This window comes from Armatimonas rosea, assembly GCF_014202505.1.
GTDB lineage: Bacteria > Armatimonadota > Armatimonadia > Armatimonadales > Armatimonadaceae > Armatimonas > Armatimonas rosea.
The window spans coordinates 405,513-427,617 of sequence record NZ_JACHGW010000001.1 but is presented as its reverse complement, the minus strand read 5'-3'; the positions used below and the strand labels follow the sequence as shown (position 1 = coordinate 427,617).

At 62.4% G+C, this 22,105-nt stretch carries 19 protein-coding genes; 3 read left to right on the top strand and 16 right to left on the bottom strand.

Translation table 11 applies throughout. The features are described 5' to 3' along the window. Nucleotides 1-16: 16 nt before the first annotated feature. The 3 genes from HNQ39_RS01850 to HNQ39_RS01840 form a co-directional block, all read right to left on the bottom strand. Nucleotides 17-922, bottom strand: coding sequence for an RpnC/YadD family protein (locus HNQ39_RS01850; protein WP_184192251.1), 906 nt, complete (start codon nt 920-922; stop codon nt 17-19). Nucleotides 923-929: 7 nt separating this feature from the next. Beyond that, on the bottom strand, nt 930-1,571 hold the full coding sequence (locus tag HNQ39_RS01845) for a hypothetical protein (protein ID WP_184192250.1): 642 nt from the start codon (nt 1,569-1,571) through the stop codon (nt 930-932). Between the two features lie 151 nt (nt 1,572-1,722). Continuing rightward, on the bottom strand, nt 1,723-2,391 hold the full coding sequence (locus HNQ39_RS01840) for a hypothetical protein (protein ID WP_184192249.1): 669 nt from the start codon (nt 2,389-2,391) through the stop codon (nt 1,723-1,725). A gap of 38 nt (nt 2,392-2,429) precedes the next feature. Between HNQ39_RS01840 and HNQ39_RS01835 the strand changes: the two genes are divergently transcribed. After that, the gene (locus tag HNQ39_RS01835) at nt 2,430-4,208 is read left to right on the top strand and encodes a c-type cytochrome (RefSeq protein WP_184192248.1); all 1,779 of its coding nucleotides are present in this window, start codon (nt 2,430-2,432) and stop codon (nt 4,206-4,208) included. Here the strand turns inward: HNQ39_RS01835 and HNQ39_RS01830 are convergent. The 12 genes from HNQ39_RS01830 to HNQ39_RS01770 form a co-directional block, all read right to left on the bottom strand. Beyond that, nucleotides 4,164-4,748 (bottom strand): phosphonate degradation HD-domain oxygenase, encoded by a 585-nt coding sequence (locus HNQ39_RS01830; RefSeq protein ID WP_184192247.1) that lies wholly within the window; start codon nt 4,746-4,748, stop codon nt 4,164-4,166. The two genes, HNQ39_RS01835 and HNQ39_RS01830, sit on opposite strands and share 45 nt — an antisense overlap. A 3-nt stretch (nt 4,749-4,751) precedes the next feature. Further along, on the bottom strand, nt 4,752-6,017 hold the full coding sequence (locus HNQ39_RS01825; RefSeq protein WP_184192246.1) for a BNR repeat-containing protein: 1,266 nt from the start codon (nt 6,015-6,017) through the stop codon (nt 4,752-4,754). Between the two features lie 181 nt (nt 6,018-6,198). Further along, nucleotides 6,199-7,473 (bottom strand): Gfo/Idh/MocA family protein, encoded by a 1,275-nt coding sequence (locus HNQ39_RS01820; RefSeq protein WP_184192245.1) that lies wholly within the window; start codon nt 7,471-7,473, stop codon nt 6,199-6,201. Between the two features lie 196 nt (nt 7,474-7,669). Further along, nucleotides 7,670-8,470 (bottom strand): tryptophan synthase subunit alpha, encoded by an 801-nt coding sequence (trpA, locus tag HNQ39_RS01815; RefSeq protein ID WP_184192244.1) that lies wholly within the window; start codon nt 8,468-8,470, stop codon nt 7,670-7,672. Nucleotide 8,471: 1 nt separating this feature from the next. Continuing rightward, on the bottom strand, nt 8,472-10,415 hold the full coding sequence (locus HNQ39_RS01810; protein WP_184192243.1) for an ABC transporter permease subunit: 1,944 nt from the start codon (nt 10,413-10,415) through the stop codon (nt 8,472-8,474). Nucleotides 10,416-11,412: 997 nt separating this feature from the next. Next, nucleotides 11,413-12,567, bottom strand: coding sequence for a hypothetical protein (locus tag HNQ39_RS01800; RefSeq protein ID WP_184192241.1), 1,155 nt, complete (start codon nt 12,565-12,567; stop codon nt 11,413-11,415). 14 nt (nt 12,568-12,581) lie between these two features. Then, entirely contained in the window at nt 12,582-13,559 is a 978-nt protein-coding gene (locus HNQ39_RS01795; protein WP_184192240.1) for a TolB family protein, read from the bottom strand. A gap of 220 nt (nt 13,560-13,779) precedes the next feature. Beyond that, nucleotides 13,780-15,207, bottom strand: a complete 1,428-nt coding sequence (locus HNQ39_RS01790) for an alpha/beta hydrolase fold domain-containing protein (protein WP_184192239.1) — start codon at nt 15,205-15,207, stop codon at nt 13,780-13,782. Beyond that, nucleotides 15,204-16,556 (bottom strand): arylsulfatase, encoded by a 1,353-nt coding sequence (locus HNQ39_RS01785; RefSeq protein WP_184192238.1) that lies wholly within the window; start codon nt 16,554-16,556, stop codon nt 15,204-15,206. Before HNQ39_RS01785 ends, HNQ39_RS01790 begins: the two co-directional genes overlap by 4 nt. A gap of 22 nt (nt 16,557-16,578) precedes the next feature. Continuing rightward, nucleotides 16,579-16,896 carry a hypothetical protein gene (locus HNQ39_RS01780; protein WP_184192237.1) on the bottom strand — a complete coding sequence of 106 codons (318 nt, stop codon included), beginning with the start codon at nt 16,894-16,896 and terminating at the stop codon, nt 16,579-16,581. Then, a complete protein-coding gene (locus tag HNQ39_RS01775) occupies nt 16,865-17,125 on the bottom strand; it encodes a hypothetical protein (protein WP_184192236.1) in 261 nt (86 codons plus the stop codon). The genes HNQ39_RS01780 and HNQ39_RS01775 overlap by 32 nt, the downstream gene beginning before the upstream one ends. A 12-nt stretch (nt 17,126-17,137) precedes the next feature. Next, nucleotides 17,138-18,499 carry a sulfatase family protein gene (locus HNQ39_RS01770; protein ID WP_184192235.1) on the bottom strand — a complete coding sequence of 454 codons (1,362 nt, stop codon included), beginning with the start codon at nt 18,497-18,499 and terminating at the stop codon, nt 17,138-17,140. A gap of 87 nt (nt 18,500-18,586) precedes the next feature. Between HNQ39_RS01770 and HNQ39_RS01765 the strand changes: the two genes are divergently transcribed. Then, entirely contained in the window at nt 18,587-19,096 is a 510-nt protein-coding gene (locus HNQ39_RS01765) for a DUF3291 domain-containing protein (protein WP_184192234.1), read from the top strand. A gap of 55 nt (nt 19,097-19,151) precedes the next feature. Continuing rightward, the gene (locus HNQ39_RS01760) at nt 19,152-20,396 is read left to right on the top strand and encodes a DUF4832 domain-containing protein (protein WP_184192233.1); all 1,245 of its coding nucleotides are present in this window, start codon (nt 19,152-19,154) and stop codon (nt 20,394-20,396) included. Here the strand turns inward: HNQ39_RS01760 and HNQ39_RS01755 are convergent. Beyond that, a complete protein-coding gene (locus tag HNQ39_RS01755) occupies nt 20,393-21,967 on the bottom strand; it encodes a sulfatase-like hydrolase/transferase (RefSeq protein ID WP_184192232.1) in 1,575 nt (524 codons plus the stop codon). The genes HNQ39_RS01760 and HNQ39_RS01755 overlap by 4 nt on opposite strands. Between the last annotated feature and the right edge of the window lie 138 nt (nt 21,968-22,105).

The following is a 22,105-nucleotide window of genomic DNA, read 5'->3' as shown; positions in this document are numbered from 1 at the left end:
GTGGGGGCATGGAGAGTTAAGGACTCTGGAGCTCGTCCCAGGTCTCAGCTTCGAGCAAGCGATCCACGATGCTATCGAGCACCTCGGGGTCGGCGATACCCTCTAGCCAGGAGACTTGCTCTGGAGTTGGCATGCCGAGACGGCGCCCCCCAATTCTTAGGATCAGGCTCCGTGTCGCCTCAGCGCGTCCCTCGGTCAAGCCCTCAGAGCGTCCTTCGGCAAGGCCTTCGGAACGTCCTTCGGCGAGGCCAGCGGCGCGGGCTTCTTGCTGCATGGCTTGGTAGGTCGACGATAGTTCCAGTACGTTTCTGCTCATCAGTTTCTCCACAAGGATTTTATCAAACTTTATCCCCATCAAGATAAAGGTTGCCGTGCGCAGGAGGTCGGCGCGTGCGGGCGCGGCCTCCACTTCCAAGCGCTCCTCAATCCGATCCAAGATGCGAACGAGCTCACTCCGGCGAGTGCGTGCAATCGTGGCAAGGGGGAGTATCGCTAGCCCCCCCGCAAGGAATACCTCAGGGGGCATCTGCCAGATACGCAAGACCCGGTAGCGGAAGTCCAGCAAGAGCTCTTGGTCGGGGCCAAGCATCCGGTGGCGCCCGCGGAGCTTGTCCTGCCCTGTAAACGAGCGTAGCAAGATCACCACGGGGTAGACCGGCATGCCCAAGCGATTCTTTGCAAGGACGGTGTACTCCAGCAAGCGGCTCTCAAACTCAGGGTCGGTGTTGCCCTGAAACTCCACCAGGAGCGCGTAGGGCGGGCTTGCCTCCACAACAACGAGGCGATCCGCGGCGGTCGAGACCGTGGAGAGATCGGTCTCCGAGATGCGTGTGGGGCCTAGGGGCAACCCCAGTAAGTGGAGCCAGTCCGTGGGGTTGAGCTCGACCAGAAACTTGGTAGTGGCATCAAAAGGCTTGGGCATGGCTCTCTCAGGGGACCATTTCCAGGAGTTGGTCGGTGTTGTCGAGGACTGCCAAGCATCCCTGGCGGTACTGCTTGATGCGCTCCCAGACCGCTTTTGTCTCGGTGTCGCGCTCCTTTCGGGTGAGGGCAGCATCGGCGATTGCCTGACGGGTCTTGTTGTAGGTGGTGCGCTGTGCGACAAGCTCGGCGGTGAAGTCGGCGAGGGAGTAGCCCTTGGCAAGGGTGAGGGGCGGGGTGAAGCCGTTGATGGTCGCCGCATTGATCCGCTCCCACAGGTCGGCCATGTCGTCGAAGGCGCTCAGAAATGCCGCCTCCGTCGCCGTTGTCTTGGGCTGTGCGGGGAGCTCGCCTAGGAAAGCCGTGTCGCCGAGTTTGTTTTGCACAGCGGCGCGGAACTGTTTCAGGCGCGCTTTAAGGGGTGCCTTGCCCGCATCGCGCTCCGCCAGGGCGATTCCGTAGGCATTCTCCGTATCGGGCATCTGGGCAAGGCGCTGCTCCAGGGCAGTGATGTCGGTGGTAAAGTTAGCAAGCGTGTAGCCACGGCGAAGTGTCAGCGGCGAGGCTCCCAGAGTGGCATCGACCTTTTCCCAGTGAATCGCGCAGGCTTTTGCGGTCTTGAGTATCTCCGAAGTAACGAGAGCGGGCATAGTAGGGCATCCTTTCCTGGCGTCGCGGCCAGTGGCGATAGCGTTGTGTGTGTTGGCGATAGAAGAAGAAGCGCTGGCGATTGTGTCGGGGCTCTTGGTGACACTGTCGCTGCCGTTCTCTTTCTCTTTTCCTAATACAGCAAGAGCGTCGCTAACGTTTCCGTCCCTGCCCTTTACGAGCCTGTGCGGCTGTTTGCATCTCCTGAGCTTGGATTCTTGCCGTATCGCGAATGCACTCTGCCAGCTGTTGGAATGTCATCTGTGGATTGATACGCCGCTCAAGGAGTCGTCGGGTAGCTTGTTGCTCTACCCATCGCGATAGACAGATTGCTAACACAAAGCACAGTATCCCTCCCATAGCCACGAGAGGAAGAAGGGCAAGTGCTACGATGATACAAATGGCACTGATGACAAGGAGAAGAAGTATCACGAAGAATTCGAGAGACTCTTGAAGAGAGGGGTGTAGTACGCGCCAGGCCGAGATATTTTTGGTATCACACATCTCCTTCACTGTTTCCAAAAGACGAGGAATGTCTACTTTCGCGAGCACTTGTACAAGAGGAGTTGAGGGATTATCAGGCGCTTCGAGCTTGACTAGAATACGGGCAAGCGCATCATCGGCGAGGCCATAGCAATACGCCTTCTCCCACTCCCGGCGGTAGACTATAGGTACAACCTGCAGCCAAGTCTCTTCCTTTGCAGAATGATCCGGCATTCCCTCTATCTCGAAGGATATGCCTAGAGGGAAATTCAGATATCCTTCTAAGGGGCAAAGGACACGCTGGCGGACTTCTTCATCGGTGAGTGGCGGCGGGAGCATGCGAAATTATACCAACCCCTTCGCGGTAGAATAACGGCATGCGCTTTCTTGCGACCTTGCTTCCAGCGACGGCTCTTGCAACGGTGGCCCTCAGCCCGACCGTTCCTACTGATGTATCCAGGGGGCTCTCAGGGCCGGAGATTAGAGAGACCCAACGGGCGGTGGATGCGTTTGCCTGGGACGAGTTTGTGGCGATTCAGTGGCCAGCACGGGCCGATCAGCGTGGGGTAGCCGACACCAACAAGCCTTTCGGGGCGGAGGGACTGCGGGTCTGGGAGACGTGGAAGACGCCGGGGGAGATCTTTCTGCGAGGCGGCGCGGAGCCGCTTCCTTGGAGTGCCCCCCTCCCCCATGAGCGCGAGCTGACCGACAACCTACAAGCCGTCCAGAGCGATGGCACCCTACCCGCCACCCTCACGGATCGCTTTGGGCACGTGGTGCGCTACGAGATCCGGGTCAATCAGGTTCTCTTCGACTACCTCCGCAGCCACAAGCTCTACGACAGCCGCCAGCAGCGCGTCGCGGAGAGCGTGCGCTACCCCGACGGTGCCATGGCGGTCAAGGCGAGCTGGCGTGAGCTGGAACCGGGGGAGGAGGCGCACTACCTCACGCGCGAGTGCGTGGTCTTCGATACCAAAAACGGGCGTGCGGGGCGCAAGCGCAAGCGCAAGATGGGGCTGGTCGGGCTACACATCGTCCAGAAGACACCGTCGGCGCCCCAGTGGGTCTGGGCGACCTTCGAGCACATCAGCAACACCGAGGGCAGCGATGCATCGTTCTGCCCCCCGCTGGTCCCCGAGGCGCGGACCAACAAGCAGACCGAGCCGGGTGTCCCGAACCTCGTGCAGCGCCTCAGCCCGCTCCGGGCGCGGCTCCGGGAGCTCAACCGGGCACAGCAGCAGGTGCTCCACGCCACGGGCAGTGTCCTCCAGAACTACGAGCTGGTCGGGGCGCAGTGGCCCGCGCCGGGCGGGCGTGTCGAGCCGACTTTTCTCTCCAACACGACCATGGAGAGCTTTGTTCAGGAGAGCTCCTGCCTGGGCTGCCACGCGTCGGCACGCACGCTCAATACGGAAAAGTATGTCAGCGCGGACTTTCTTTTCTCTATCCGCCGCGCCCAGCCCGAGGTGAAGGAGATGCCGCTCATCCCGCCGCCCACCAAGGCCGTGACCGAGTGGGACAAGAAAAACTGGCGGGCGGTCCAGCGCGGCCACGCCCTCGCGGAGCGCAGCTACGAGCTGATGCCGCGCTATGTGGGCAACAAGCTGCACTGCGGGAGCTGCCACCTCGATGTCGGGCGCAACCCGAGCTCATCGTGGTGGGTGGGGATGTTCGCCGACGGCAAGTACGAGACGCCGCAGAAGTTCTACGACCGCATTAATCAGTGCATGCAGCGCAGCATGAACGGCCGGCCGCTGCCCACCGACGGCCCCGAGATGGCGGCGTTCAATGCCTACTTCCACTGGCTCGATGAGCAGGCGCAGGCCCTTGGCATCCCGCCCCAGCCGACGGGAATGCTAAAAGTGGAGAAGCGCGACGGCGACCCTGTACGCGGCAAGGAGCTCTTTGCCCAGCGCTGCGCGGCCTGCCACAGCACCGATGGCAGCGGGCGCTACGAGAGCGGCTCCTACTACCGGCCCGCGCTCTGGGGGCCGCGCTCGTTCAACAACCTGGCGGGGCTTGGGGCCAAGCCGGAGAAGATGGCGGGCTTCCTCAAGCACAACATGCCCTTCGGCTCTGGCGGCGCGCTCACCCTCCAGGAGTCCTGGGACCTAACCGCCTTTCTGATCGCCCAGCCGCGCCCGGTCAAGCAGTAGCGCGCGGTAGCTCTCCAGCGGGGGAATCACCAGGTCGGTGACTTTTCCCTGGTCGTCGTAGCGGCGCAGGCGGACGGCCCACTCGGCGTGGGGACTCGCCTCAAAGGCCTGCGCCTCGCTCTCGGTCATGGGGCCACCTTGCAGAGCCAGGCTCCGCTGCGATGCCTCCGAGAGCGCCTCGGTGTAGCCGGGCTCGCGGGCGCAGAGGTAGCGCTTGGCGGTGACGTGCAGGCGGACGGGCTCGACAATCTCCGGGGGGAAGTAGGCCGCGAGCCAGCGGGCGCCGTACTCCTCGTGCTGGGCATCGATCCCCTTCTCGGCGATATCCTCCCCCAGGTCGTGGAGCAGGTGCCCGATATCGTGGAGCAGGCAGGCGACGATCAGGCTCTCGGGCTCCCCCACCTGGGCCGCAAAGTAGGCGCACTGGAGCGCGTGCTCCTGCTCGGTGACATCCTCGCCATAGCTCTGGTGGCCGCGGCGTGCAAAGCAGTCGTAGATCGCGGCGACTACCTGCTCGGGGGTCTCAAGTCTCTGGCTCATGAGCTATTGTAGCCGATAGAGCCACAGCTCCGAGGGAGGCGGTAGCGGGCCGGTGCGGGGCTTGTCGCGGTTGGGGCCGAGGGTCTCCCAGCGCAGGACATAGCGCCCGCCGCCCGAGGCAGGCTTGCCTAGGTCGCCGGCCCACTTGACCTGTAGCTCGGGGAACTTGGCGCGGACGGCGCGCAGGCTCTTGGGGTAGCCCTCGGGCGGGGGGAGCTTCTCGACCACCGCGAGTGTCTTTTCGTCGAGCACCAGCACCCCGCTCCCATGGCTCTTTGTCCGAAAGGCTAGCTTGAGCCGCCCCGCCCCCGCACTCTCGACCGCCCCCAGACCGATCTCCGCAGCGATTGTCCCCCCACCGCCAAACTCCCAGCGCCAGTCCCAGCGGGTCACGGGGTAGACCTTCCAGCCGGACCTCTCACGGCGGCTACAGTAGAGCTGGCTCTTGCCGTTCTTATCGTACTTGGTGTAGGAGACAATCGGGCGCTTCTGGGAGTCGAAGCCCAGCTTGACGAGGCCATTGAGCGCGCCGCCGTGCTCCGGGATGGGGTCGATCACATCGCCGGTCTTGAGGGTGATGGGCAGTGTCAGGGGCTTTCCCGCGCTATCTTCCCAGTGCACCAGATCGCGGCTACGGGCATACGACGGGTGGTGGTTGGTGGCGGCATCAGGAGTCTCGCGCCAGATCCAGATCAGGTGGAAGTAGCCATCGGGGCCGAGCTGCGGGAGGGCGGGGTAGGCATTGCGCTGGCCCTCGCCATTGGTCACGACTTGCTCGGTGAGGCGCTTCCAGGTCTTGGTCTTGGGGTCGTAGGTGTTGTAGAGCTGGTCGCCGTTGCCGCTGCCGCCATCGCGGTAGGTAAAGATCAGCTCCTGCTTGGCGCCCCGGAAGAACAGCGGATAGGTCACCCGAGTCTCTTTCTGGTCCGTCATCGCCTTCACCTGCACCAAACTACTGGCATCGAGCGGCTTGGTCGAGCGGAAGTAGACCAGTGGCACGACATGCATATTGCCCGAGACATGCAGAAACCCGCCACTATCCACGGCCAGGGTGACATAGTTGTGCGAGTCCCAGCCCAGCTGCGATGGCAGCTTGGTGTACTTCCAGGTCTTGCTCCCCAGGCTCCGCTGCGCGACTGTCATCTGTCGCGTGGCATCGTAGAACGCCACAAACTGCTGGTTGCCGTGGGTCAGCAGGGCAAAGCCCACCGGGTGCCCCGCCCAGACATCGGCGAGCTTCAGCGACTCAGTAATCTTCTCTTCTTGCATGATTTTCGTTGTTTGGCATCCCGACCTCGCACCACTCGGTCACCCTTCGCCTGAAACCCAACTTCGTTGGGGCGAAGGGTTAATAAAGCGTACCCTAAACCCTTTGCCCCTCGGAACGAGGCGGGTACCCTTTGGGTGTGGCGAAGGGTGGCGAGCCTAAGCGAGCCGGGATGCCAAAATGTCACACCTTTGGCAGGGACCACTTGGAGCGGCGCTCGCGGTCGAGCCACTTGTTGGCCTCTTTATCGCCGATAAACTCCCACTTGACGGGGTCCCACTTCAGGCGGCGGCGGTGCCAGTAGGCAAGGTTGGCCAGCTGCACCAGCGCCACGGAGCGACAGCCGATCTCCACATCACAGAGGGGCTTCTGGCGGCTCTTGATGCAGTCGATCCAGTTGCGGTGGTGGCCCGGCGAGACAAACAAGTGGGTCTCTTTCTCACTGAGCGGGGTCTTGGCCAGCTCGGGCGGGTCGCTTTTTAGCACGCCACGGTCCAGGTGCAGGGTGCCGTTGGTGCCGGTGAAGAAGCAGCCGCTCGGGCCGCCGTGGGTCACCTCGATCCCATCGGCATAGATCAGCTTCGCCCCAAAAGTCGCCATGGGATCGTCGGGGGGGACGATCTCCACAGGGTCGGTGTCGTCCTTGCCCAGTGCCCACTGCGCGATATCGTAGTGGTGCGCCCCCATGTCGGCGTGGCCGCCGCCGGAGTACTCGCGGTAGTTGCGCCAGGCGGGGAAGTGGTTGTGCTGGCCGCGGGGGGAGAGCACGGAGCTGTAGGGCCGCATCGGAGCCGGCCCGAGCCAGAGGTCCCAGTCTAGGCCGGGCTCGGGCATCTCTTCTTTCAGGTCGCACCAGACACTCGGTGCCGCGACACCTACCGTCACGGACTTGATCTTGCCCAGCCGCCCGCTCCGCACAAACTCGCAGCCCTCGCGGAAGCGCCCAAAGACATTCGAGCGCTGCTGGCTCCCGGTCTGCAAGACCCGCTTGTACTTGCGCACCGCCTCGATGCAGCGCTTGGACTCGGCGAGGGTGAGGGTCAGCGGCTTCTCGCAGTAGACATCTTTGCCGGCCTTACACGCCTCGATAATCGGGATCGCATGCCAGTGCTCGGGGGTGACAATCACGACGGCATCGATATCCTTGCGGGCGAGCACCTCGCGGAAATCGTTGTAGGCGGCGCAGGTCTTGGTCGCGCGGCCCTCGCCCTCGTAGTGGGTCTCCACCCGCTTCTTGGCACGCTCCCGCCGGGTCGTGTCCACATCGCAGACCGCCAGAATCTGTACATCGTCGAAGTCGAGCAGTGTGGGCAGGTGGAAGTCGTTGGCCATCTTCCCACAGCCGATCACGCCCACGGTGATACGATCCGCGGGCGCGGTGAAGCCTGCACGTCCCAGCACAGAGCTAGGCAGAAAGAGCGGCGCGGCGGCGGCTCCCAGAAACTGTCGTCGGTTCATGGGGCCATTGTACACGAGAATGCAAAAACCGGAACCACGAGAGCCCGCGGAACGAGTTGCCGGAACCAGCCGTAACCACAAGGGTCTCGGCTTGAGAGGGCGACGGGCACCTGCGGACGCAGTAGATTCGGTTGGCTGCGAAGGCAGCCGTCGCCCTCTCAAGCCCGGACACTCGTTGTCCGGGCTCATGTCCGAGCTAGCGCGTTGCCTCTTTCAGCGACGCCACATACGCCTTCACGACATCCAGCGCCTCGGGGTTTTCGCGGGTTTCGTGCAGCAGGGTGACCAGCGAGCTCCCGACCACGGCACCGTCGGCGAAGGCACAGATGGCCTTGACCTGCTCGGGGGTCTTGATCCCAAAGCCCACACAGACCGGGGTGGTGCCGGCGTGCTGGCGAATCGCCGCGACCAGGCTGGGCAGCTCGCTCGGGACCACTTCTTTGGTGCCGGTGATTCCCGTCATGGAGACACAGTAGATAAAGCCCGCCGCCAGCTTTCCGACCGCTTCCATCCGCTCCGTGGTCGAGGTCGGGGCCAGTAAGAAAATGGTCGCGAGGCCCGCCGCATCCGCGATCGGCTTCCAGGTATCGGCCTCCTCGGGGATGACATCGGTGACAATCGCGCCATCGACTCCTGCCGCCACGGCGTCCTGGGCGAACTTTTCGGGGCCGTACTGGAGCACCGGGTTGTAGGCTCCCATCAGCACGATAGGGACACTCACCCCACGGGCACGCGCCTCGCGCACGGCAGCCAGCACCTTGGGCGGGTTCATCCCGCCTTGGAGCGCCCGAAAGCTCGCCGCTTGGATGGTCGGGCCATCGGCGAGGGGATCGGAGAAGGGGACTCCTAGCTCGATCACATCGGCTCCCGCCTCCGCCAGCGCGCAGAGGACATCGACCGTGCGCTCCGGGTAGGGGTCTCCCGCGGTCACAAAGACCACCAGCGCCCTCTCGCCCTGTGCCTTCAGCGCCGCAAAACGTGTGTCCAGTCGGTTCATCTTATCTTCCCTTGATCGCGCCGAAGGTCATGCCGCGTAGCAGGTGGTTGCGCATCAGGAAGGTAAAGACCGCAGCGGGTAGCAGGAAGACCATCGCGCGGGCGGCCACCTCGTTCCAGGGAATCGAGCCGCCGCCAATCACCGCCGTGATCGAGGGCGGGGCGGTGAGGGGCTCCAGGCCGGAGAGGAAGTAGCCAAAGGCGTACTCGTTCCAGGCGTTGAGAAAGACAAAGACCGCGGTGGTCGCCATACCGGGAATCACGAGCGGCAGGACAGTCTTCTGCATCGCTCGCAGGCGCGAGTAGCGGTCCAGCAGCGCCGCCTCCTCGTACTCGGGCGGGACATCGTCGGTGAAGCCCTTCATCAGCCAGGTCGCAAAGGCAACCCCGACTGTCGTGTAGAGCAGCCCTAGGCCAAAGAGTGTGTTGAGTAGCTTGATGCCGGTCTTCTGCTCGATCAGCTGGTACATGAGATAGACCGGCACCAGAACGACAACGGGCGGGAGCATGCGGGTCGAGAGGATAAAGAAGAGCGCATCGCCCTTGGCCTTGATCTTGAAGCGGGAGAAGGTGTAGGCCGCCAGGGTGCCCATGAAGACCGCGATCAGGGTGGAGACAACGCTCACCAGGAGGCTATTGCCCATCTGCCCTAAAAACTTCTTGCCATCGACACTGCTAAAGATCGCCGCGTAGTTGGCACCAGTCGGGGTAAACGCGAACTTGGGGGGCATGGCATTGACATCGGTGTACTGCTTCAGCGAGGTCGCGATCATCCAGCCTAGAGGAAAGAGATAGACAAAGAGCGCCACCGCGATCCCAATGGTCGCCAGAACGGAGCGGACCTTCTGTGGGATAGAGAACGTCGCGGCGATCAGCCCTCCCAGGACGGCAAGCCCCAGCACAAAGAGCGGCCCGCCGGCCTTGAAGACTCCCCAGAGCAAGAGAATCCCCAGGGTCGGGGTGGCGGCCTTCTGAATCCCCACGAGCCAGGGAGTCTCCGGCGCAAAGAGCGGGGCGGCATCGAGCTTGGCCTCGCCGCGCACCCGGGCCATCATCATTAGGTAGAGGTTGGTCAGCCCGATAATCACCAGCAGGACGATATAGGCTAGCGCGCAGGCCTTGCCCGTGTTCCAGTTGCGTAGCGCCTCGCGGAAGACCTGGATCGAGACCGTCTCGACCGTCGCGCCGCGCTCGGTCATGATCCACGCCAGGTCGAACATCTTGAAGCTATCGAGTGTCCGAAAGAGCAGCGCGATCAGCAGCAGCGGCGTGATGAAGGGCATGGTGATAAACCGGAAGCGGAACCACTCGCTCGCCCGGTCCACACTCGCCGCTTCGTAGAGGGTCTTGGGAACACTGGCGAGCCCCGCCAGCGCGATGAGCATCACAAAGGGGGCCCACTGCCAGGTATCGGCGATCACCACCGACCAGAGCGCGTGGTCTTTGTCGGTCCAGTTGATCGGGTTCTTGGGGTCCATCAGCCCCACGGAGCCCAGGAGCCAGTTGATCATCCCAAAGTTGGTGTCGAGCAGGAAGCGCCAGAACAGCCCCACCACCACGGAGCTCAGCATCATGGGAAGCAGGAAGAAGGTCGTGACAATCCCCTTGAGCTTGAAGCTACGGTTGAGCAGGATCGCCAGGCCAAAGCCGACGGCCAGCTGGAGCCCGACCGCCAGGAGCACAAAGGCGGCGGTGGTGGTAAAGGAGTGCCAGACCTGCTCGCGGCTCATCATCTCCACGTAGTTGGCGTTGGCGATCCACTCCGCGGGCTTGTTGGCGTTGGCCTTGAACTTGGTAAAGCTCAGCCCCAGCGACCAGAAGAGCGGGAAGATATTCATCGCCACGAGCAGTAGGATCGTGGGCAGGAGAAAGAGGTTCGCGACCGCGCGGTCGGTGAGGGCCTTCTTAGGCGAGGCAGGCGTCGTTACAGTGTCGGTGTTGGGCACGGCTCAGTATACCAAACCTGAACTGCGCTACTGTGCCGGGCGGGTGCTCTGGCAACTACCAGGTTGCGAGCCACCGTGGTTCCACCTCCGAGACGGTCGGAGACTGGGTCAGGTTCACCAGCCCACTGCCATCAGCATTCATCATAAAAATATCATACTTCGTACTGCCGTCGGTTGAATCACCACCACAAAAAACAATCTTACGATTATCCGGCGACCAGTGCATGCCAGAGTGGTATTTTAATCCCGTTGGCAAGATACGAAACCCTGTCCCATCAGGATTAAACACACAAATCCTTGTTTCGTAGCTTCCACTTCCGGCAATACATCCTGCAACAATAGATCTTCCATTAGGCGACCAACGAACTCCAAAGAAGGTATCACGAACCCCTATGGGAGCATCGGGAGTCTGAATTTCCCTTAGAGTAGCCCCACTTGCTTTTCTAAGCCAAATATGTCCTCGCTTAACATAAAGAACCTGAGTGCCATCGGGCGACCAACAAGGAGCAGTCTCAAACTCCCCGGGGGGCGTCAGAATAGTTACACGGGTTCCATCCACAGCAGCGGTGAATATCTCGGTGGTTTCTGAAGTGGCCCGTGCTTTTATACCCAGGAGGCTTCGGCCATCGGGAGATAGCTGGAGCTGTGAGGCAGTAAAATCCAAGATCCGACGGGGAGCCCCATCACGATCGAGGCGGTAGATACCGGTGGTATTGGAATAAAAGACCGTTCGTCCCTCGGACGTGAAGGTGAGCCCATAGCGAGTACTTCCGATGTTGGTGCGCTTCCCCCACAGATCCCGCTCCTCACTACGATCGGTTTTGATGGCACCAATGCGCGGCTCCACCGAGTCTAATCGGATGTAGGCAACATAGGACGTATCGGTGAGAAGCGGGATTCTAGGCTTCCCAATCTGCGGTGTTCGGGCCTTTGCGGGGAAGAGGAAGGTGCCTCCAAGAAGCGTGATGGCAGTTAGTAGATAGTATTTTTTCATTGTTTAAAGCTGTAGTCCTGTGAGGGGCACGACCACATTTCCATAGCCGATTGCGGGATTGAAGCGTGCCTTCAGCTCCCCAAGCTTGGCGGCGGGCACGAGAAAGGTCAAGGCGGCCTTGGTGGTCTTACCGGGGCGGGTCTGCGACGGCAGCCGTCCGGCAAAGAGATCCGCGCTGTAGACAGTCCCCGCACGATCCTCCAGCACGACACTATGAGCGCCGTGGGCAATGGCCTCGGGCAGCGGGTTGGTGTGCTCCACGGAGACAATCACCGCGACCGTGTCTGGGCTGGTGGAGCGAAGCGGGTTGGCCTTGGGCGTCCCCGTGGCAGCTCCGGTGACCTTCACTTGGTAGCCAAAGAGCGTCCCCAACTCCCCCACGGCAACACTCACCTCGGCGGGCGCGGTGTAGGGCGGGAGTGTCCCCAGGTCGATCTCGTAGTTGAGCTTCTGCGGCGCACGGCCCTGCGGCTGCAGGAGAATAAAGCCAAGCCACGCCGCGCGGTCCTCGGTGTTGGGCACGAGGGCAACGACGGTCCAGGTGAACGCCTCGCCCGGTGCGAGCCCTTTCTTGGACATCACCCGCGCCTCGCTCGCCCCCAAGACCCGCACCGGGTCGGCTAGCATCGCGAGAGTGTCGGGCGACGATTTCCCACCCGAGCCTTGCGCCACCACTCCGGGAGTGACAGGCGCGTTGCCACGCAGAGTCGGGCGGGGCTCGGGCCGCGAGATCATGCCCGGCCCCGGAGCGGTGGTTGTGGTTCGAGTGATGGTTGTCGGGCCGCTCGCCACGCCCGGCGTGCTGGGAGCATTGCCACGGAGCACCGGAGCGGGCTGCCGCTGCGAGATGACGCCCGGCTCGGGTGCTCTTGTCGTGACGGCTTTGTAGACCGTCACGCCCTCAAAGCCCTTGGGGGCGCGTGTCACCTTCGTGCCCGCTCCCGCCTCCATCCGCATTTCAAAGGCGATGTAGTGGTAGCCCTGAGGAGGCTGCTGCTGGGGTGTCCCCGCTTGGTTGCGGATATTGCGGATCGTCACCTTGGAATCCCCGAGGGTGAGTGGAGCGCCAACGCGCCCCACGATCTTCTGCTGCGCAAGCGTCGGAGCGGCAAGTGCTAGCCCTATTCCTAAAGAAGCTACAGTCCACTGGTTTTTCATAGGGAACAACCTCTCTAAAGTCCCAGGCGCAGTCGTGGTAGGCTATAAGGTTCTTGCCACTTAGGACTTGTTTCCGAAATATCCGGGGTGTTGGTCAGGTTGGTCAGGTGCGCCCCATCGGCATCCATCACAAAGATGTCCCATTTTGCGGTGCTAGCGGCGCTTGTTGGCCCAGAAAACAGGATCTTTCGTCCATCGGAGGACCAGCTTGGCGTGGAGTGCATGAGGGGATCGGTGGTGAGCTGTCGAGGGGATGTCCCATCCGCGTTGAGGGTGTAGATCTGCCACCGGCCTGCCGTATAGCCAACAGCGACGAGCTTCGTGCCATCGGGGGACCACTTGCCCATATTGAACTTGATCTCATCGGGTGCCGTGAAGCTTCCCCGGGTGATGGCGTGCTGGCTGCTCCCATCGGCCTCCATGACCATGAGCTTCTGTATCTCACCTACCCCCGCACCTTGTGCATAGAGAATCTTGCGTCCGTCGGGGGACCAAGCGGGCCATGCCTCGGCTCCTCGGGCATTTGTGAGCTGCCGCTCCCCGGTTCCGTCGATATTGCAGACGTAGATATCCGTCTCGCTGGTGCCTACCTTGCGCGTGTAGACCAGCTTCCGAGCATCCGGGGAGACCTGAATTCCCCCAACAACGGTGGTCATGATCTTGGTGCGCGCCCGGCCACGCGCCTGAACATAGGTGCCATCGACAGCAGAGTAGACCACAGTCTGACCATCGGGCGTAAAGGTAAAGTCCACCCCCGCATAGCTCTCGTTGCTCAGAGGAAGCCGTGTCCCCCAGAGGTCAGTCGTCGCCGTGCCATCAAAATTCATGGAGCGTAGAGCGTAGTTTCGCGGCCCCTCCGCACTGAGGAACCCAATACGCAGGCTCTCACGGAGAATTCCTCGTGCGACATCAGGGGGGATGATTGGGCCTTGTGCCATCGTGTGAGAGCCAAGCCCTCCTCCGAGAAGACAGGCCGCTACAAGAGATAACATTCGCTTCATTTTCAACAGAACTTTCTTAGCTTTAATTCAACTGCGCTCTTTGTTGCTAGGAATGCACTAAACAACTTCCGCTCGCCAGGTTTACAGACGTGACATCATAACATCTTGTGACGATTTACTTACCTATTCGTCATGTGCAAATTTCCACTCTACACAAAAACCACGATTATCCATATAAGACAAAGCCTATCTTGATAGTGATCGGTGCTATTTAGCGTAAGTTAGCCGTGACTTGCTTCACCACAGCCTGGGCAAGTGCCTCGTAGCCGGCGGGGGTGAAGTGGACATTGCGGGGCTGCTGCAGGGTCGCCAGGCTCCCGGCGACAGCGGCGTGGAGGTCGTCGATGGGGATCTGGTTCTCGGCCATGACCTTGACAACAACCTCGTTGTAGGCGCGCTCGCTGCCGGCGATCCGGCCGGTGGTGCCTTCGGGGACGGGTGTCGTGGTGGCCCAGATCAGCTTGGCTCCGGTCTTCTTGAGCCGTGCCACCAGCGTGCGTAGGTTGGCTTCGTAGTCGGCGAGGGAGGCGAGCTGCTTGCCCTTTTCCACCGCGACCATCGTCCCCTTCTCGTCCACAAACTTCAGGTCATGCAGGCCAAAGTTGACATGAATGACATCCCACGGCTTGTCTCCCAGCCACTTGTCCAGCTCGCGCACCCCGAAGCCACTGTGGGAGCAGTTCACCGGGGGGTGGATCACATTGGCCTTGCCCTCAAGGAGCTTGCGCACGGGGAGCGTGTAGCCCATGGAGATCGAGTCGCCGATCAGGAGCACCCGTGGCAGGCCCGGTGTCTCGGCGATCGGGCGCAGAGCGGGGTCGGGCTTGGGTTGCTTTTTCAGCCAGCCGAGACCCTCTAGGAAGCCCTCCATCTCCGCGATCGTCTTGCCGAGATACGGCTCCTTGTTGAAGAACCCGTGCCCTTGCCCTGGGTAGACCATCAGCTCGGACTTGACCCCGGCAGCGCGCTGGGCATCGCGAAACGCCTCGGCGGTCTTAACAGGGACGAGGTTATCCCTATCACCAAAGAAGACAAGCGTCGGCGGAGACGTTTTATCCAGGTTGTGGAGCGGCGAGAACTCCTTAAAGCGCTCCCCGATCCGCTCGTTGCCGTAGCCGCCGGGACCGTTGTCGTAGACCGGGTTGAAGAGCACCAGCGCATCCGGCCGACAGGAGACAGCCTTATCGTCCTTGGGATCGTCGAGGGCCTTGATCGTCCCACAGTGCGCCGCCAAGTGCCCCCCGGCCGAGCCACCGCCCGCCCCGAGGCGCTTGGGGTCTATTCCCAGCTCGCCCGCATGGCTCCGCACCCAGCGCATCGCCGAGCGCGCATCGCTCACCGAGGTCTCAGGCGCTTTCCCCTTCTCCGCGAGGCGGTACTGGGCGCTGATCGCCACCATCCCGCGTGCCGCCAGCGCCTTTGCCTGTGGGTAGAGCACCGTGGGGGTCCCACCGGTCCAGCCCCCGCCGTGAAAAAAGACAAAGCCCGGGCGCTTGTCGCTCGCCTTCCAGCCGGTCGGCTTGAAGACCTGAAGCACCAGTTGCTTGCCGTCGGCCTCTTTATAGGGAATCGCCTCCTGCGCCCGGGCACCGGACACCAGTGTCACCGCGGCGAGTGCGGCAAGAAGAAAGAGCTTCATTTCGAGGAGCCTCCAAACTGTTTTTCGTAGCGTGCCTTAAACGGGTTGACCTTAGGCGCGGTCTTGTACGCGTCCTCGTTCTCCAGGCAGGGAAGGACACTCGCCCACCAGGAGTCGTAGGCAGCATTGACTTTCTGTACCAGCGCAGGGTTCTGCGCCGAGATATCCGTGGTCTCCCCGGGGTCGGTATCGAGGTCAAAGAGCTGCCAGCAGGCACTGGGGTTCTTGGTCGCCACCGCGTTGTAGTGCGAGAAGCGGACCCCGGCGTTGCCGTACTTACTAGGCGGCTGCCCCGGCTCCCAGCGGCCCGTGTGGACAAAGAGCATCCGGTCGCCCCACTTGGCTTGCGGGTTCTTGAGCAACGATACCAAGCTGCGGCCATCGAGCTCTCGCGGCGCCTTGGCTCCGGTCAGCTCAGCGAGGGTGGGAAGAATATCGAGGTGCGCCGTCAGCCGGTCACAGTCGGCGGGCTTGAGGGTTCCCGGCCAGCGCCAGAACGATGCCGCACGGGTGCCGCCTTGGTAGACCGTGTTCTTCGATGCCCGCATCCCCGCATTGAATACTTTTACGCCCGCCGTGCCGCCGTTGTCGTTCATAAAGACCACTAGGGTCTCGCGCTCGATGCCCAGCTCTTTGAGGCGCTCCAAGAGCTTCCCGATATTGTCGTCGATATTGGCGATCATCCCAAAGAACTTCGCCGCCTGCTTGTCCGCCACCTTCCCAGCGTAGCGTGCCTCGTCCTCCGGGCGCACTTGCAGCGGAGCGTGTGGGGCGTTGGGCGTGATGTAGGCAAAGAACGGGGCTTTCTCGGCGCGTTTTTCTTCGATCCAGCGGGTCGCTTGGGCAAAAAACACATCGGTGCAGTAGCCCTTGGTCTTCTCGAAGCGCCCGTTGTGCCAGATCGCCGGATCGAAGTAGGTATTGCCGGGCGCATCGCCGCAGGAGCCGGGGTAGCTCTGCCCGATCCCACCCGCGCCATGGATAAAGACCTCGTCAAAGCCGCGCTTATCGGGCTGGTAGGCGTCTTCATCCCCGAGGTGCCACTTGCCAAAGATGCCGGTGGCGTAGCCGACACCCTGGAGCACCTGTGCTAGTGTCGTCGCTTTGAGCGAGAGCCGCTCGCGCTCGTAGATCGTGTGGCTGATCCCCGAGCGCATCTCGTGCTTGCCCGTGAGCAGCGCTGCGCGGGTCGGGGAGCAGGTCGGGCTGACATGAAAGTGGGTAAAGCGCACGCCCTCATCGTGGAGGCGATCGATATGAGGTGTCTTGAGAACCGGGTTGCCATGGCAGGAGAGATCGCCAAAGCCCTGGTCATCGGTGAGAATCAGGACAATGTTGGGTTTCTTCATCCTGCCATTCTAGCAGAGATCGCTACGGGATTCCCGCGGCGCGGAGGCGTCGCACCAGCTCGGTGCCAGAGAGCTGCGCGGTGTTGTTGCTATCGTTGGCATCGTGGTACTCGATCGAGCGCCGTGTACGCGGATCGACGGCATTGAGCTTCACCCAGGTGCGCAGGTAGAGATTCTCTAGGACAGAGGTCCCCACGGTCACCGAGACATCGGCGACGATCAGTGTCCGCTCACCGGTTCGTAGGGTGGGAATATCATGGGTAATCAGGGTTCTGGCTCCCTCGTCGCTGGGAGCGGGGGACGCATTGTCACGTGAGATTGAGAGTAGGTAGGCCGTCACTGCCCCCCCCTGTGAAGGTCGTGCGACCGAAGTTGGTAATGGGAATCGTCAGCCGAAAGGTGAGGGGGCTCCGGGCGCGCACCTCGACCTCAAAGGGAAGCACAACGAGGTCGATTCCTGCGGGGCGCAGTGCCTCGCGCAGGCTAGGATCGGCGAGGGGCTTGAGGTTTCTGACAAGCCGCTGAAGCTCCGTCGGTGAGAGGCTCTTTACGATGGGGTCTTGCATCATCTTCTCCTGATACTATTTTAACAAATTCTCTGAGGCTTGCAAAAACGGGAGCTCCAGAGGATCGGCGAGCTGTTTTTGGAGCGTGTTGAGGCGCCCCCAGAGACTCTTTACCCGCTCGGGCTGCTCGGCGGCGAGGTTCTTTGTCTCCCAGGGATCGTGCTCCAGATCAAAGAGCTGGACGTGCTTGGCCTTGGGGTAGACAATCAGCTTGTGGGTGCGGGTACGCACCATGCGCTGGACATCCAGATACGCCCCAAAGACCGCCGCATCGCGCTCTTGCTTGCCCCCCTTGACCAGTGGCGCGAGGCTGGGGTTCTCCAGGCCGGGCGGCTGCGGCACCCCGACCAGGTCGCAGAGCGTGGCGAAGATCTGGTTCTGGTAGATCAGAGCATCGTTTTTCTTATTCTTAGGAATCCCCGGCCCCGCAAAGACCAGCGGAATCCGCACCGAGTGGTCGTAGCAGTTCTGCTTGCCCATCAGCCCATGCTCCCCCACCGCGAGCCCATGGTCGCCCGAGAAGACAACCAGGGTGTCGTCGGGGAGGGCATCCAGGATACGCCCGATGTGGTAGTCGGCGTGGGTGAGGATCGCGTAGTACTCCTTGCGGTGCTGCTTGATCGCCTCGGGCGTACGCGGCCACGGTGCCAGCTTCTCGTCGCGCACTCGCAGGTCGCCGTTGTCGAAGGGGTGCTCGGGCAGGAAGTTGGGCGGCAGGCTGACACGCTCAATCGGGTACTTATTGAGGTACTCGGTCGGGGCCTGGCGCGGGTCGTGGGGCGCGTGAAAGGCGACATGAAGAAAGAAAGGGCTATCCGCATTGTCCCCCCGCCGGGCGGGGGTTAGGGGGTGAGCATTGCTTTTGAGGAACTCCAGTGCACCGTTGACCCAGTGCTCGCTGCTGTGGACAACCTTGCCGTCGACTTCGAGCCAGTGGCCCTTGCGCGACAGGTCATCGGGCTTCCAGGTGTTGTTTCCCGGCGCGGGGCGCAGGTAGGCATCGCCTTTCTCGTCGGTGGAGGGGTAGAAGCCACCTGCGTGGGGTCCGATAGTCTGGTAGCTCCGCTTCAGGGCGGCATCGGAGTTGTGCCACTTGCCCACAAAGTGTGTCGTATAGCCGTGCTTTCCCAGCCACTCGCCTAGGAGTGGGGTCTTCTCGATCCGCTCGCGCGCGTGCCAGAGCGAGAGCCCGGTGATCAGCATCGCGCGGCTGGGGATACAGACCGCCCCCGACCACGCGCCCTGGTTGTGGGCATGGGTAAAGGTCGTCCCCCGCGCCACGAGCTTGTCCAAGTTCGGTGTCTCGACTTCTTTATCGAGGAGTAGCCGGTGCATCATGTCGTCCATGAAGATGAGGCAGATATTGGGCTGTTTCATGGCGGCATCTTACCCGAGTTCGCCCCGCTTTAGTGGGTATAATCGTCTCAACCGACACAACCCTGTCGATGAGGATAGAGGATAACCATGGCAAGACTAGCATTTCTGACATTTGGGCTTCTTAAAGAGCCGTGGGGCGCTCCGGGTGTGGCGGGTTTTGAGGAGCGGGCTCCGGGTAACTTCGCGGCGGCTGCGGCGAGCCCGGGCTTCCTTGGTCGCTCGGGTCTCGACGGCGTAAGCTGGGGCGAGTGGATCTACCCGGCGTCGCTTCCGACCGAGACCTACCCCCGCTTGGCGCGGACGCTCTCGCTCTGGGAGAGCTTGGAGGCGGTGTATGCCTTTGCCTACTCAGGGAGCCACGCCGAGTCGCTCCGGCACCGCAAGGAGTGGGTGAACGAGTTCCCGCTGCCGACCTATGTTGCGTGGTGGGTCGCCGACAGCCACACACCAACCTGGACGGAGTCCAACGACCGCTTGACACTGCTCCACACCGACGGCCCCACCCCCGCCGCGTTTACCTTCAAGAGTGCCTTTACGCCCGAGGGAGAGAGCTATGCCTTGGACAGTGCCCTGGTGAAGACACTGCTCGTGCGATAGAGTTCCCTCCCTCTTACCTTCCGTGGGTTGGCCTGGTTGTTGGGTACACTTTTCTATGGCTAAAACGCTCTCTCTGCCTGCCGGGCCAGCGCCGCTCGACAACCCGCTCAAGGGCTGGTGCGCCTACTCCGACCCTGGCTTTGTCCATGCACTTCCTGTCTCTCTGGCCTACTTCTACGCCTCCTGGCGGGAGCTAGAGCCGCGCCCGGGTGTCTTTGCCTGGGAGGCGTTCGAGAAAAAGTGGGAGAGCCCGCTCGCACGGGGCAAGCATGTGATCCTACGGCTGTTTTTGGAGTACCCCAATGAGCCGACAGGCCTGCCCCAGTGGGTGATCGACTCCGGTGTGAAGCGCACCGCCTACGATACCAAAGAGGTCGGCAAGGGGCTCTGCCCGAGCTGGGACGACCCCAAGCTCTTGGAGCCACTTCTGAGGTTCATCGCGGCCTTTGGAAAGCGCTACAACGCCCACCCCCGCGTCGCGTTTCTTCAGCTGGGGACACTGGGCTTCTGGGGGGAGTGGCACACCTGGCCCGTGGAGAAGCTTATGGCATCGCTGACGACACAAAAGCGGGTCGTCGCGGCGTACAGAGCGGCCTTTCCCGATGTCCCGATTCATGCGCGCTACCCCTATGAAGGGACGAACCACGCCTGGCTTGGCTACCACGACGACATGATCCCCGAGGACTCCCTGGGTACAGAAGCGTGGCAATTTCTACCGTCGCTGACGAAAGCCGGGCGCACGGAGAACTGGAAAACCGCGCCCTTGGGCGGTGAGATGGTGCCCAGTGCGGCGAGAAAATGGCTTGGGGAGGGCTGGCCGACACTCCAGAAAGCCGTGGAGCAGCTTCATTTCTCCTGGATCGGGCCGTACTGCCCTGCAATCGAAAAAGACTTGCCTCCCGAGCAAAAAGCCCGCGCCGACACGCTCGTGCGGCGCATGGGCTACAGCTTCCGCCTGACCCAGCTCACCTATGGCACCGCTGCCCACGGCGCTCTGGAGCTCACGCTTGACGGTATCAACGAAGGGGTCGCGCCGTTTTATCGAGACTGGCCGCTGGAGGTTGGGCTCCTCGACGAAACCAGCCGCGTGGTGGCTCGCATCCGCCCGATCACCGATCTGCGCCGCTGGCTTCCCGGCCCGTTTTCGGTGAAGGCATCGCTTCCGAGTCCTCCCAAGCTCCCGAAACTTCGGCTTGCCGTGCGTGTCGTGGATCCGTGGGAGGGCGCGGCGCAGCCCCTTCGCTTCGCCAACGCGCTCCCTGTCGTTGCGGGCGGCTGGACGGAGCTCACCCAGCTCTAGCGGACCGCTTGCGTCTTCTTGCCTTGGCTCACAAACTCCTCACGGCTAAGGAAACCGTCTTTGTTGGTATCGAAGCTCGTGAAGCGCATACGGGCCGCCTGCGGGTTCGCTTGGTTGTTGGGCCCGACCAGGAACTCCTCCAGGCTCAGCTTGCCATCTTTATTCGTGTCTTTCTGGTCGAAGAGCGTCGCGCGCCCCTTCGCGGCGTTTGGGGCAGCGGGTACCGTGGCGGGCTTGGCTCCGCCGGCGGGGACAGCGTCTCTCAGGAGCGCGGCGAGCTCCGCGCGGAGCTCCTTGACCTTCTCGGGCTGGCTCGCAGCGACATTGGTGCGCTCGCTGAGATCGTCCTTGAGGTTGTAGAGCTCCACACGCCCTCCGAGCTTCTCCCCCTCACCCACCTCCTCAGCGTCCCTCTCCGAGGCGTTGACCAGCAGCTTCCAGTCCCCCTTGCGCACTGCGGCGACTCCGGGGCGGGTCCCGTGCAGGAGGAGCACATCGTGGGGGGATTTTGCGCGCTTGGTTAGGACGGGCCAGAGATCGCGGCCATCGACCGGGAGCTTTTGCTCGCGCGTGGCCCCAGCGAGCGTGAGCAGGGTCGGGAACCAGTCCACCGCATGCAGGGGCTCGTCGATTGTCTGCCCGGCGGGAATCTTTCCTGGCCAGGTCGCAAAGGCGGCGGCGCGCACTCCCCCTTCGTAGATCGTGCCCTTTCCGGCCCGCAGCGGCGTGTTCATGGTCACCCGCCCCGGTCCCGGCCCACCATTGTCGCTGGAGAAGACAATCAGCGTGTTTTTTCGCAGCCCCTTGGCCTCCAGCGCCGCCACCACCTGCCCAATGGCCTGGTCCACGGCCGAGAGCATCCCCGCGATTGTCTGGCGCGGCTTGGGCAGGTTTTGGTAGGGCGTCAGGTAGCGCTCCGGGACCTGGTGCGGCGCGTGGATCCCATTGAAGGGCAGATAGAGAAAGAGCGGCTTGTCCTTGGGCTGGGCCTCGATCAAGCGCACGGCCTCCTTGGCGAGCAGCTCCGTGGAGTAGCCCTCCTCTTTGAGTGGCTTGTCGTCGCGGTACCAGTCTGGCTTGCCATCGCGGATATGGGTGAAGTAGTCGATTGCGCCAAAGAAGTGCCCGTACTGGTGGTCAAAGCCGCGATTTGTGGGGGTGTAGGCGGGCTGGAACTCCCCGAGGTGCCACTTGCCGCAGATCGCGGTCGTGTAGCCCTCCTCTTTCAGCGCCTCGGGCAGCAAGCGCTCCCCCAGTGGCAGCCCCCAAGACGCGCCGGGGGTGACAATCGTGTAGACCCCGGTGTGGGTGACATAGCGCCCCGTCAGCAGCGCCGAGCGCGTGGGCGAGCAGACCGGCTGGACATAGAACGACTTCAGAACCGCGCCCTCTCTGGCGAGCCGGTCGATCTGCGGAGTCTGGATGTCCTTGCCGCCATTGAAGCCACAGTCGGCGTAGCCCAGGTCGTCCACGAGAAAGTAGACAATATTGGGCTTCTCTACCTGGGCATGGGCGACAGGCACGGTTGCGGCCAGCAGCGGCAGGAGCGCAAGGCACGTCATGGTCTTCATTCTTCCATTATGCCGTAGGTTCGCCCGTTTTCATCGCTCCCATGAACGGGAGCGTCTTGCTGTCGTCGCAGGCTCCGACACGAAGGGCGCTACGCGCCCATAATTCTGTATGGCCGGAGGCCTTTGTGTCCGAGGAAC